Source organism: Aminobacter sp. P4_D5 (assembly GCF_056401815.1).
This window is the reverse complement of the sequence record NZ_JBFUIP010000168.1, coordinates 1-12181: the sequence shown is the minus strand read 5'-3', so window position 1 is coordinate 12181 and position 12181 is coordinate 1. Positions and strand designations below refer to the sequence as shown.

Genomic DNA, 12181 nt, shown 5'->3' with positions numbered 1-12181 from the left:
CGCGCACCCTGTTCGGGCCTTGCGAGCAGGTTGAGCGGTGCCGGCTTTCCGCGCTGCCAGGKCGCCGTCATCGCCGTGCGGTGGCCGGAAAGCAGCGTCTGGTTGATCCAGCCTTCGGCGCCGTCGGCATCGCGGACGCGGCGCCAGTTGTCATATTCCTGGATGATCTCCATCGGCAGGCCGGGCTTCAGATAGAGCCAGCTGACGGGATAATCAGCGCCCGGGCCGATGCGCGAATTGACCTTGCCTGCCTTGAGGCTGACGAATCGCGGCAGCGGCAGTCCGCTGGGGCCGAGCGTGACGTCCTGGGCGGCCACGGCAGGACCGACGAAAACGGCATTCGGCGAAACGAAAGCAAGACCGATCAGGGCTGCGCTGACGGACAGACGGAGCGACGCGAAACCAGACACTTCCGTAACCTCTGTTTGAACTTGGCGCTCTTTGCCTTCACGGGGAAAGGGGCGCCCTTTTTCTTTGTCTTCGGCGGCACTGCTTGTTACACAGATTACCGCTCATGGATCGGATTGCAGTTTCGCCGGTCTTGGTTAAAGAGGTCTCAACGAGATCTTCGTCGAGGATAGAATGGCCGGTCGAAAAAAGCCTCTCGTCATCATTACGCGCAAGCTGCCCGACCAGGTCGAAACGCGTATGCGCGAGCTGTTCGACGCGCGCCTCAATGTCGATGATCGTCCCATGACCCAGCCGGAGCTGGTTGCGGCGGTCAAGGAAGCCGACGTTCTGGTACCGACGGTAACCGATACGATCGATGCAGCGCTGATCGAGCAGGCCGGACCCAATCTCAAGCTGATCGCCAATTTCGGCAACGGCGTCGACAAGATCGACGTTACTGCTGCCGCAAAACGCGGGATCACCGTCACCAACACCCCCAACGTCCTGACCGAAGATACGGCCGACATGGCCATGGCGTTGATGCTTGCCGTGCCGCGCCGCCTGACCGAGGGCGCCAACGTTCTCACCAGCGACAAGAAATGGGCCGGCTGGTCGCCCACATGGATGCTCGGCCGCCGCATCTGGGGCAAGCGCCTCGGCATCGTCGGCATGGGCCGCATCGGCACCGCCGTTGCCCGTCGCGCCAAGGCCTTCGGCCTGTCGATCCATTATCACAACCGCCATCGCGTGTTGCAGTCGGTCGAAGACGAGCTGGAGGCGACCTATTGGGAGAGCCTCGACCAGATGCTCGCCCGCATGGACATCATCTCGATCAACTGCCCCTCGACGCCGGCGACCTTCCACCTGCTGTCGGGGCGCAGGCTAGCGCTGATGCAGCCGCACGCTTACCTCGTCAACATCGCCCGCGGCGACATCATCGACGAGGACGCGCTGGTCAAGATGCTGCAGGACGGCAAGCTCGCCGGTGCAGCCCTCGACGTCTTCGAGCACGAGCCGGCGGTCAACCAAAAGCTGCTCAAGCTCGCCGCCAGGGGCAAGGTGGTGCTGATGCCGCATATGGGATCGGCCACCATCGAGGGCCGAATCGATATGGGCGAAAAGGTCATCATCAACATCCGCGCCCATGTCGACGGGCACCGCCCACCCGACCGGGTTCTGCCGCTGAGGACGTGATCAGACACGTGCGTTGACCTCGCTGCTTAACCAAGCGCCTTTCGAAAGGTGATCGAGGTTGGCCGGTCGAAGCCGTCATGGGCCGTGCGCTCGAACTCGACGAAGCCCATCCGCGCAAAGGTCGCGTGGTTGGCCGTGAGTTCGATTCGGGTCTGGAGTTCGAGGATCGGCTTGCCCTGATGGATGGCGTGGCGCTCGGCTGCCAGCATCAGTTCCCGGCCGATGCCTGCGCCGCGAACGCTGTCGTCGACGGCAAGCTTGCCGACATAAAACACATTCGTCCGTTGGGCGGCAAAGATGCAGCCGACGAGCCGCCCTTCAAGCGTGGCGATGAAGCAGACTTCGTCCTTGGTCTTCTCGCGCAGATTGCCCTGAGACAGCCGATGCGCGGAGGACGGCGGGTCAATGACGCCGTCCATATAGGCGAATGAGCGCATGATCAGATCGAGCAACTCGTCCCAGCGGTCGAAGTCCTGGGGCAGGCGGGCGATGGTCAGGTCGGGGTTCATGGCTCAAGAGGCTTTGTAGCGCACGGTATCGAAACGCGCGCCGAGCGCATCGTAGAGCAAAAGCCGACCGACAAGCGGTTCGCCGATGGCGGTGATCAGCTTGATCGCCTCCATCGCCTGCAGCGTGCCTATGACACCGGTCAGGGCACCCAGTACCCCTGCCTCGGCGCAGGACGGCACCAGCCCTGCCGGCGGCGGTTCGGGAAACAGGTCACGATAGGTCGGGTTGCGGCGACCGTCGGCACCCGTCTCGAATGGCATCAGCACGGTTATCGAGCCATCGAATCGCCCGACTGCGGCATGCACCAGCGGCCGCTTCACCGCAGCAGAAGCATCGGCGACCGCATAACGCGTCTCGAAATTGTCGGAACCGTCGACCACCAGATCGTAGCGTTCGATCAGCCCAGCGGCGTTTTCGGTCGTCAGCCTGAGCTTGTGCAGCTCGACCGTCACATGCGGGTTGATGCGGGCGATCGCAGCTTTAGCGCTCTCCGCCTTGGACAAACCGAGCGACTGGGTGTCGTGGATCACCTGGCGCTGCAAATTGGACAGCGACACGTGATCGTCGTCGACGATGCCGAGTGTGCCGACGCCCGCGGCCGCCAGATATTCCAGAACCGGCGCGCCGAGCCCGCCGGCGCCAATCACCAGCACACGGGCGCGTTTGAGCTTCTGCTGGCCCGGACCGCCGATCTCCGGCAGCACGATGTGGCGGGCGTAGCGTTCGAGTTCTTCAGGGGAGAGGGGGGGAGCCTGGTTCATGGCGCAACCATATCGCCGCAAAATCGGCTTGTCAGGCGTCTTCAGTTGGCCTGATGCTGCCATGGTCGACGGTCAAGAACTGCGCCCGCCCAGCGAGGCTCGAAAACAGGCTCGCTTCGGTGCCGGTCATGAAGGCCTGGCAATTCAGCTCTTCAAGAATCGAAAACAGCGCCGCACGCCGCCCTGCGTCGAGATGGGCAGCGATCTCGTCAAGCAGAAGGATGGGAGGCGCGCCAGCCATCTCGCCGGTGAGTCTTGCATGCGAAATGACGATGCCGATCAGCAACGCCTTTTGTTCGCCAGTCGAGCATAGCTCCGCAGGCATCGATTTCGGCTTGTGGCGAACCAGTAGGTCGGAGCGGTGGGGGCCTTCGAGCGTGCGTCCTGCGGCGCGGTCGCGCTCGCGTCCATCGGCCAATGCTTGCCGGAAATGCTCTTCGAGTTCTACTGCCGGCATGTCGCCGATTCTCTGTTCGAGGCTACCGGCGAGGCTGAGTTCGGCTTGGGGGAAGGGGCCCGTTTCGGGCATCCGCCCGATCATCGCCGTCAAAAGTCGCACTATCTCGACACGCGCGGCGGCGATCGCAGCACCTGTCTCGGCCATCTGTATCTCGATCGCGTCGAACCAGGCGCGGTCACGGCGGTCCTCGGCAAGCAGCCGGTTGCGGCCGCGCATCGCCTTTTCATAATCGAGCGCGCGCTGACCATGCGCCGGGTCGATCGCCAGCACCAGGCGGTCGAGGAATCGCCTGCGGTCACCGGCGGGACCGGTGAACAGCGCGTCCATCGACGGCGTCAGCCACACCACGCGCAGCCATTCGAGCATGTCGTCGGCCTTGGCATTGGCGCCATTGATGCGGACGCGGCGCCCCGCCTCATTGGCGGCTTCGGGCGCCGTACCGGTGCCGATTTCGGCATCGCCGAACGGCCCTTCGATGGTGCTATGCACGGCAAAACTACCCGCACTGCCTTCGCGTGCGACGTCGGGGTAGGGAGCCCGGCGCAGGCCGCGCCCCGGGGTCAGGAAGGAGATGGCTTCGAGCAGATTGGTCTTGCCGGCACCGTTTTCACCGGTGAACACCACAGCGCCCGGCCGCAACTCGACCGACAGCGACGCGTAGTTGCGGAAGTCCGTAAGTGTGAGCTTACTGATGTGCGTCGAGGGGATGCGTTTGCGCTCTCCCCCCGTATCCGGCTCTTGCATTGGTATGCGCGCGCTACACGCGCATCGGCATCAGCACGTAGAGAGCGTTCTCGTCGGCTGTGTCGTGGATGAGCGTGGGCGACCCGGCGTCCGCCAGCATGAAACGCGCCTCGCTGCCCTTGAGCTGGGCGGCGACGTCGAGCAGGTACTTGGCGTTGAAGCCGATCTCGATCGGGTCCGACGAATAGTCGGCGGCGAGCTCTTCGACGGCACTGCCCGAATCGGGGTTGTTGACGGCGAGCGTCACCAGCCCGTCGGCGATCGACAGCTTCACCGCGCGGCCACGCTCCGACGAAATCGTCGAGACGCGGTCGACGGCGGCGGCAAAGCTCTGGCGATCGATGATCAGCTGCTTGTCGTTGCCGCTCGGAATGACGCGCTGATAATCGGGGAAGGTGCCGTCGATCAGCTTCGAGGTCAGGATCACCGCGCCGATGGTCAGTCGCATCTTGGTGTCGGAAATCTCCGTCGTCACCGCAATATCCGGATCGTCGATCAGCTTTTGCAGCTCGCTGACGGTCTTGCGCGGGATGATGATGCCCGGCATGCCTTCGGAGCCGGCCGGCGCCTCGACCTCGGCGCGCGCAAGGCGGTGGCCGTCGGTCGCAACCGCGCGCAGCATCAGCTTGCCGCCACTCTCATGCGTGTGCAGGTAGATGCCGTTGAGATAATAGCGCGTCTCTTCGGTGGAGATGGCGAACTGGGTCTTTTCGATCAGGCCCTTGAGCGCATTGGCCTCGAGCCGGAAGATATGGGAAAACGTGCCGGCCGAAAGCTCGGGGAAATCTGACTGGGGCAAGCACTGCAGGCGGAAGCTCGAACGGCCCGACACCACCGACATGGCGTTGCCGTCCTCGTCGGTCTTCAGCATCACTTCCGCGCCGTCGGGCAGCTTGCGCACGATGTCGTAGAGCAGATGCGCCGGAACGGTGGTCGCACCGCTTTGCTCGACATTGGCTGGCGTCGCTTCCGAGATCTCGAGATCGAGGTCGGTGGCCTTCAGTTCGAGGCTCGCGCCATTGGCCTGCAAAAGCACGTTGGACAGGATCGGGATCGTGTTCCGCCGTTCGACCACGCGGTGCACGTGGTTCAGCGACTTCAACAGGTTGGAGCGTTCCAGGATAACACGCATGACGAAACAGGCTCGCTTATTTGAAGGTGCGGGCTCGCGGGCTCGAATGCGCCCGGAAAAGCCCGCAACACGATCGGAATTGCGCTGAGTCTGACAGTAAAAAGACCGGAAAGGCAAGCCCGCGCAGGCACTCCGAAGAAGTTGCGCGGGCGTTCTGGGGATAAGTCACAGGCGGCAACTTGTCGCCTGTGCCGACAAACCATCAGGCCTGGTCGTTGATCAGCCTTCTCAGCAGTTCGAGCTCCTGCGCCAGCGTGTTGTCGCCGCCCGACAGGCCCTCGATCTTGCGCACGGCGTGCAGCACCGTGGTGTGGTCGCGGCCGCCAAAACGCCTGCCGATTTCGGGCAGAGAGCGCGGCGTCATCACCTTCGCCAGATACATCGCGATCTGGCGCGGCTTGACGATGGTGCGGGTGCGGCGGTTCGACAAAAGCTCGGTCTTCGACACGTTGTAGTGGCGAGCGACGATGCGCTGGATGTCTTCGATGCGCACGCGCTTGGGCTCACCCGAGCGGTAGATGTGGCCGAGGATCTCGTCGATGCGCTCGATGGAGAGCTGCGGCTCGAACGATTGACGGAAGATCAGCTGGTTGAAGGCGCCTTCCAGCTCGCGGCCCGAGCCGGTCACGGTGCGCGCGACATGGGTGAGGATTTCCTCGTCCATGGCAAAGTTGGGGTCTTCGTTCTTGGCGCCGGCAAAGCGCATCTGCAGCATGCCAAGGCGCATGCCGAAGTCCGGTGCCGACATTTCGAGCGCCACGCCGCCATTGAGGCGCGAGCGTACGCGCGGCTCGAGCGATTCGAGCTCCGCCGGTGGACGGTCGGCTGCGACCACGACCTGCTTGGCCGAATCGAGCAGCATGTTGATGAGATGGCAGAACTCGTGCTGGATCGACTTGCCCTGCAGGAACTGCATGTCGTCGATGATCAGCAGGTCGATGTCGCGCAGCTGCTCCTTGAGGGTCAGCGCATTGTTGTCGCGGATTGCGGTCGCAAAACGCCACATGAAGTATTCGGCGGTCAGGTAGACGACGCGCGACTTCGGGTTCTGGCGCAGCGACTCGGCGGCGATCGCCTGGAGCAGGTGYGTCTTGCCGAGGCCTACCGTGGCGTGGAGGAACAGCGGGTTGAAGCGCGAGTTCGATTCTGCCACCGCACGTGCCGCAGCGAGCGCCACGCGGTTGGAGGGGCCTTCGACGAAGGATTGGAAAGTATAGCGCGGGTCGAGCGGCGAGCCGAGAACGCTCTGCTTGAATTCCGCGTCGGCCGTGCCGTTGCGCACGGGCGCTGGGCGCTCGGTGCGGCCTGCAGCGACCGTGCTCGTGGCAAGGGCTGTCTGCATCTGGCGCACCGGCTTGCGCAGTGCCGTTGCTTCGGTCTCCACGCCGGGACGCGCCACGCGGGTCGCCGTGCGGATAATGATTTCAAGCTTCAGAAGCTCCGGCTCTTCCTGGCGCCACAACTCGGAAATGAGGTCGAGATAGTGGCTGTTGATCCAGGAGCGCAGGAAAGCGGTCGGCACGGAAAGGCGCACGACGCCCTTCGATGTTTCCGCAAGCTTCATGCGGCCGAACCAGCTCGAAAATACCTCGCTGCCCAGGCGAACCTGGAGCTGCGTCTTGACCCGATCAAAATTCTTCTCGGCGGCGCTGCTTGCTGCCACTGCATTACCCTCGATCAGTTCGCCGGTAAAAAGAAAGCCCGCATTTGCTTCCCTTTCGATGCCGCTTTGCATTGTCGCAATCCCTAATCTTCGGTTCTGTTTGCCAAATGGAGACGCGCCGCTCGCATCGCCACCGGTATGTTCATTCGGATGCTGCCGTTGCCGGCCGAGTCCCCCCGGGTGCAGGACCGCGAAAATCGGAACCGATTTTCGGAAACGGCCATGCATCGTTCAAAGTGCTGCAGCGTTCGTTGCGTCTCAACAGGTCGCCACGCGCTGTAGTCGCCTTCCGCTAGCGCCCGGTGGCGCTTTTGGAAGGCCGGTGCTGCGGGGTGGCAGCACCAGGCAAATGCGTAGCCCTCCGGCGAAGTCGCCGGCGCGTTGCAAAGTCGATATGCCGTGTATCCCCACACGCCCCAAGTATACATCGAAGTGAGCATGCCTCCCCCGGTCGCGGATTCCATCCACGCCGAGAACGCCGCCGATTTTTAGGCTTGGCAGAGGGCTAGGTGCCCGTCCCTTCGATAAAAAGACCTTACAAAAATCGCTGTGGACAGGGCAAGGCCGAGTCTAACTCGTTTTTAATGAATCTGCTTACCTCGGCAGCGGATTCAAAGCCTGTTTGTAGTCCTCACGTGGACAAAGCCGTTGTGATTCAAACCCTTTTCCGGGGAACGAAAAAAACCGCGCCCCGTCGAAAAAAGTTTTAAAAGAATCCGCTTGACATCAACTTGTCCCCCAACCCCCGAAGGTGGCTTGAACAAGCTGTGGATGACCATTCGCAAGCCCATGAAATCAAAGGGTAATTTCTGCTGCGGTGAGTCTGGTTGTGGGGCTGCTTGCGGTGGTTGTAGTTATCAGAATAACCGCATATGCCGGCAAAGTTCTTGGCCCTCAAAGGGCATGCTCCAGCGGCCCATTGGAGGGCTTTTTCGGCCCCATGCCGACAAAAGAAAAACCCGGCTGGTTAGGCCGGGTTGATCAGAAATCCAATTGCTTGCAGGGCTTAGGCGGAAAGTGCCTTGAGCCGCTGTGCCAGACGCGAAACCTTGCGCGAGGCGGTATTCTTGTGCAGCACGCCCTTGGTGGCGGCGCGCATCAATTCCGGCTGGGCGACGCTGAAGGCGGCTTCTGCCTTTGCCTTGTCTCCCGAGGCAAGTGCCTCTTCGACCTGGCGGACATAAGTCCGGACGCGCGAGCGGCGGTTCTTGTTGACCGCTGCGCGGCGGGCGATCTTGCGCGTTGCCTTCTTGGCCGAGGAGGTATTGGCCATGGTGCCTCTCTTTTGATCTCTAGGTGGGCGCGAGCGGCTTCCCGCAAAGCGCAAAAATCAATCGGGCGTCCCTAAGGGTCGCCTCGGTTGGTGGGCTTATAGTTCAGCTTATTCCCAACGTCAACGCGATTCAGGTCAGCGGTTGTGGAAATTCGCTGTCCGCTTCTCGGCAAAGGCCGCCATGCCTTCCTTCTGGTCGTCGAGCGCGAACATCGAATGGAACACGCGTCGCTCGAAACGCAGACCTTCGGCAAGCGTCACCTCGTAGGAGCGGTTGACGGCTTCCTTGCACATCATGACCGCCGGCAGCGAGAAGTTGGCGATCTTGGCTGCCGCCTTCATCGCTTCTTCCATGAGGTCGGCCGCTGGCACGACGCGCGATACGAGCCCTGAGCGCTCGGCCTCGGCGGCATCCATCATCCGGCCGGTCAGGCACATGTCCATCGCCTTCGACTTGCCGACGAAACGGGTGAGGCGCTGCGAGCCGCCCATRCCGGGCATGACGCCGAGCGTGATCTCGGGCTGGCCGAACTTGGCCGTGTCGGCGGCGATGATGAAGTCGCACATCATGGCGAGCTCGCAGCCGCCGCCCAGTGCGTAGCCAGCGACCGCCGCGATCATCGGCTTGCGGTTGCGCGCAAAGGCTTCCCAACCTGAGAAGAAATCCTCCATGTAGGCGTCGACATAACTCTTGGCCTGCATCTCCTTGATGTCGGCGCCGGCAGCGAAAGCCTTTTCCGATCCGGTGATGACAATGGCCCCGATGCCTTGGTCCGCCTCAAAGGCCGCAGTGGCCGCCAGAAGTTCGCCAAGCACCTGTGAATTCAGCGCATTGAGCGCCTTTGGGCGGTTGAGCGTGATCAGCCCGACCTTGCCACGTGTTTCCACGATGATCGTATCATAGGCCATCTTGCGGCTCTCCCTGTCTCGCAGCGCTACCAATGAGGCTTTGCTCTAGCTCAGCGCTGGCACTGGCGGCAATAGAAGGTTGAACGCCCGCTTTGCACGATGCGCTCGATATGGCCGCCACAGCCCGGACGCGGGCAGGGTTCGCCCTCGCGGTCGTAAACGGAAAAGGAGTGCTGGAAATAGCCGAGCGAACCGTCGGTATGGACGTAGTCGCGCAGCGACGACCCCCCAGCCGCGATCGCATCGGCAATCACCTCCCGCACGGAAGTCGCAAGCAGCGTTGCGCGTTCGCGCGCGGCCTTGCCGGTGCCGGCAATGGTGCCGGCGGCACGCAGTGGCGACAGTCCCGCGCGCCACAGGGCTTCCGCGACATAGATGTTGCCGAGGCCGGCGATCAGCCGCTGGTCGAGTAGGGCGGCCTTGAGCGGTGTCTTTTTGTCTTCGAAAAGGCCAGAGAGCAGCTCGCCATCCAGCGAGTTACCGGTCGGCTCGACGCCGAGGCCGGACAGCATTGGATGCTCCGCGCCACCGCGCTCGGCAAAAAGCATGAAGCCGAAACGCCTGGGGTCGTTGAAGATGACGCGCGAGGGAACACCGTTAGGGCCGGCGACGTGGAAGACGACGTGATCGTGCGTTTCCGATTTCGAGCGCTCATTGTGGAAATTGCCCGGTGCCGTCCCGTCCTCATCGGTTTCGATGCGGAACGAGCCAGACATGCCGAGGTGGCAGATCAGCAGCGGAGCGTCTTCCACATCCGCAATCAGATATTTGGCGCGACGGCCAAGCGAGGTGATCCTGTGGCCCGCAAGGCGTTCGCCGAAGCTCTCGGGAAACGGGTAGCGAAGATTGGGGCGGCGGGTCTCGACGCGCTCGATCCGCGCGCCTTCAAGCACCGGCTGCAATCCGCGCCGGACAGTCTCTACTTCGGGCAATTCAGGCATGGGTTGCGATCGTTTCGTAGAAGGAGTTTCCGTGGCGCCCTGGGGCTAGGCCGAGATGCGCGGCCACCGTTTCGCCGATGTCGGCGAAGGTTGGCCTCAGTCCGACATCGCCGCCTGGCATGCCCGGGGCCATGCCGATCACCGGGATGCGTTCGCGCGTATGGTCGGTGCCGCGCCATGTCGGATCGTTGCCGTGGTCGGCGGTGAGGATGAGCATATCGCCAGGCTTTAGCCGCGCGAAAGCTTCTGGCAGGCGCTTGTCGAATGCCTCCAATGCCGCGGCATAACCCGGCACGTCGCGGCGGTGGCCGAATTCGGTGTCGAAGTCGACGAAATTGGCGAAGACCAGATCGCCGTCGCTGATGTCATCCATGGCGCCGAGCGCCTTGTCGAACATCGCCATGTTGCCGACGCCCTTGCGGATTTCGCTGATACCCCGGTGGGCGAAGATGTCGCCGATCTTGCCGACGGCGATAACCTTGCTGCCGCGCGCGGTGAGCCGGTCGAGCAACGTCGGCTCAGGAGGCGGCACGGCGTAATCTTTGCGGTTGGGGGTGCGTTCGAAGGTTTCCGTGCTCTCGCCTGTAAAGGGACGCGCGATGACCCGACCGATCTTCAGCGGGTCGACGAGGTGGCGGRCAATTTTGCAAAGCGCGTAGAGCCGCTCCAGCCCGAAATGGGTTTCGTGCGCGGCGATCTGGAGGACGGAATCCACTGAGGTGTAGCAAATTGGCTTGCCGGAGCGCAGATGCTCTTCGCCGAAGCGCTCGATGATCTCGATGCCCGAAGCGTGGCAGTCGCCCAATATGCCCGGCACCTCACCCTCGCGGACGATCGCTTCGGTAAGCGTCGCGGGGAAGGCGGGAATGGTCTGTTGGAAATAACCCCAGTCGAAGGTCACCGGCAGGGCGGCGATTTCCCAATGGCCTGAAGGTGTATCCTTGCCGCTCGAGATTTCCTGGGCTGCGCCATGGAACGCGCTAGCCACGGGCTTTGCAGTGCCGGCGAAATCGAAACCTGATGCCAGTTTCGCTGCCTGGCCAAGGCCGAGCGACGCCATGTTCGGCAGCTGAAGCTGGCCACTGCGCAGGCCTTCGCGACCACCCTGGCCATAGGCGCAGGCAGCAGCGATGTGGCCGAACGTATCGGAGCCGACATCGCCGAAGCGCGCGGCGTCAGTTGCCCCGCCGATGCCGAAGGAATCCAGGACGAACAGGAATGCACGCGCCATCTATGAAGGGCTCTCAATTGCCAGCTTGCGGCACAGACATAAGATCAGTCGCCGGCCTTGGCAATTATCGGGCGAAACGCAGAAGACTGGTGATCCCAAGCGGCGGCTGACCAGCACCCCCTCAGCATTTGATTTTTGGATCGATACAGTCGGCACAAGGTATGGTCGCGCTCATGCGAGGCCGGAGATAGTAGGTCTCCTTCATGTCGAGTTTGCCATTTTCGAAGATCTTGCCCATCACACCCAGTCCGGTGGCTGTCTGCTGGTCCGGCGTCCAGGTTATGACCGGTTGATAGGGCAAGTCGCTGTCGACGCGGATGAGAAAACCTGGGGTCATGAGGTCTTCGGGGACGGTAGCGACAGAGCCCTTCGTTTCGCCGATCTCAGGCTTGCCACCTATCCGCTTGCGCGACCACTCAACGAGGGCCTTCGGAGGCTTGCCCTGTAGGGCCGTGATCTCGATCGCGGTCACTGTGATCGTGGAATTGCTGCGGCCATAGGGCTGCAGGATTGAATCGCCGATCGTCATGACGGCGTTCACCTCGCACTGCGAGATCGCCTGCTGCTGAGTGATCAGGTCCGCGACCATCGAACTCATGCGGCTGACTTTCTTGTTGGTCTCGATCGCTTGCGAGACTTCCATGGTCACGAAATAGAGCGACAGGAGCAGAGGTACGATAAGGGCGAACTCAACGGCAGCGATGCCGCGCTGGTCTCTGATCAGAGCGCCAGCGCGCGACCGCAAGCGATCCAGTGTGGATATTGCAACAGCGCAAATAGTCATCTTGCTTCCTTCCCGGCAGGTTGACCGCCCAATGAATTTTCTAATCGTTGAACGGTTCGTTCTGCCAAGCCGTGACCGCAAATAGTAGGATCTTGTCGTCCCCGAGGTTTGTTATCCTTTTGTGCATAAAGTCCGTGATGACCGGCCATCTGTAGAAGACACGCAGCATGTTCTTGGACATTGATGGTC

13 protein-coding genes are annotated in these 12181 nt (G+C 62.3%); 1 reads left to right on the top strand and 12 read right to left on the bottom strand.

What is annotated here, in order from left to right:
- The coding region (locus AC1DWF_RS25710; RefSeq protein WP_476842200.1) for an SH3 domain-containing protein at nt 1-410 on the bottom strand (410 nt) is incomplete at its 3' end.
- A 172-nt stretch (nt 411-582) separates the two neighbouring features.
- On the opposite strand from AC1DWF_RS25710, the gene AC1DWF_RS25705 reads away from it, so the two are divergent.
- A complete protein-coding gene (locus AC1DWF_RS25705) occupies nt 583-1584 on the top strand; it encodes a 2-hydroxyacid dehydrogenase (protein WP_476788914.1) in 1002 nt (333 codons plus the stop codon).
- 26 nt (nt 1585-1610) lie between these two features.
- Here the strand turns inward: AC1DWF_RS25705 and AC1DWF_RS25700 are convergent, their stop codons facing one another.
- From AC1DWF_RS25700 to AC1DWF_RS25650, 11 genes are all read right to left on the bottom strand, one after another.
- Nucleotides 1611-2093, bottom strand: a complete 483-nt coding sequence (locus AC1DWF_RS25700) for a GNAT family N-acetyltransferase (RefSeq protein ID WP_476781571.1) — start codon at nt 2091-2093, stop codon at nt 1611-1613.
- 3 nt (nt 2094-2096) lie between these two features.
- On the bottom strand, nt 2097-2855 hold the full coding sequence (locus AC1DWF_RS25695; protein ID WP_476781570.1) for a molybdopterin-synthase adenylyltransferase MoeB: 759 nt from the start codon (nt 2853-2855) through the stop codon (nt 2097-2099).
- Nucleotides 2856-2886: 31 nt separating this feature from the next.
- Nucleotides 2887-4023, bottom strand: coding sequence for a DNA replication/repair protein RecF (recF, locus tag AC1DWF_RS25690; protein WP_476781591.1), 1137 nt, complete (start codon nt 4021-4023; stop codon nt 2887-2889).
- A 49-nt stretch (nt 4024-4072) separates the two neighbouring features.
- Nucleotides 4073-5191, bottom strand: coding sequence for a DNA polymerase III subunit beta (gene dnaN / locus AC1DWF_RS25685; RefSeq protein ID WP_476788913.1), 1119 nt, complete (start codon nt 5189-5191; stop codon nt 4073-4075).
- Nucleotides 5192-5393: 202 nt separating this feature from the next.
- Nucleotides 5394-6926, bottom strand: a complete 1533-nt coding sequence (dnaA, locus tag AC1DWF_RS25680; protein WP_476781568.1) for a chromosomal replication initiator protein DnaA — start codon at nt 6924-6926, stop codon at nt 5394-5396.
- Between the two features lie 934 nt (nt 6927-7860).
- Nucleotides 7861-8127 carry a 30S ribosomal protein S20 gene (gene rpsT / locus AC1DWF_RS25675; RefSeq protein ID WP_476788912.1) on the bottom strand — a complete coding sequence of 89 codons (267 nt, stop codon included), beginning with the start codon at nt 8125-8127 and terminating at the stop codon, nt 7861-7863.
- 135 nt (nt 8128-8262) lie between these two features.
- Nucleotides 8263-9036: an enoyl-CoA hydratase gene (locus tag AC1DWF_RS25670; protein WP_476788911.1), complete on the bottom strand. Its 774-nt coding sequence runs from the start codon at nt 9034-9036 to the stop codon at nt 8263-8265.
- Between the two features lie 50 nt (nt 9037-9086).
- On the bottom strand, nt 9087-9977 hold the full coding sequence (gene mutM / locus AC1DWF_RS25665; protein WP_476781565.1) for a bifunctional DNA-formamidopyrimidine glycosylase/DNA-(apurinic or apyrimidinic site) lyase: 891 nt from the start codon (nt 9975-9977) through the stop codon (nt 9087-9089).
- Nucleotides 9970-11208: a phosphopentomutase gene (locus tag AC1DWF_RS25660; protein ID WP_476842199.1), complete on the bottom strand. Its 1239-nt coding sequence runs from the start codon at nt 11206-11208 to the stop codon at nt 9970-9972. The genes mutM and AC1DWF_RS25660 overlap by 8 nt, the downstream gene beginning before the upstream one ends.
- 121 nt (nt 11209-11329) lie before the next feature.
- Nucleotides 11330-11953, bottom strand: a complete 624-nt coding sequence (locus AC1DWF_RS25655; RefSeq protein ID WP_476842198.1) for a TadE/TadG family type IV pilus assembly protein — start codon at nt 11951-11953, stop codon at nt 11330-11332.
- A gap of 35 nt (nt 11954-11988) precedes the next feature.
- The coding region (locus AC1DWF_RS25650; protein ID WP_476842197.1) for a hypothetical protein at nt 11989-12181 on the bottom strand (193 nt) is incomplete at its 5' end.

Bases quoted from the DNA above. Each gene is read 5' to 3' on its own strand.
- AC1DWF_RS25705 (WP_476788914.1), top strand. From the start codon at position 583: ATGGCCGGTCGAAAAAAGCCTCTCGTCATCATTACGCGCAAGCTGCCC.
- AC1DWF_RS25700 (WP_476781571.1), bottom strand. From the start codon at position 2,093: ATGAACCCCGACCTGACCATCGCCCGCCTGCCCCAGGACTTCGACCGC.
- AC1DWF_RS25695 (WP_476781570.1), bottom strand. From the start codon at position 2,855: ATGAACCAGGCTCCCCCCCTCTCCCCTGAAGAACTCGAACGCTACGCC.
- dnaN (WP_476788913.1), bottom strand. From the start codon at position 5,191: ATGCGTGTTATCCTGGAACGCTCCAACCTGTTGAAGTCGCTGAACCAC.
- rpsT (WP_476788912.1), bottom strand. From the start codon at position 8,127: ATGGCCAATACCTCCTCGGCCAAGAAGGCAACGCGCAAGATCGCCCGC.
- mutM (WP_476781565.1), bottom strand. From the start codon at position 9,977: ATGCCTGAATTGCCCGAAGTAGAGACTGTCCGGCGCGGATTGCAGCCG.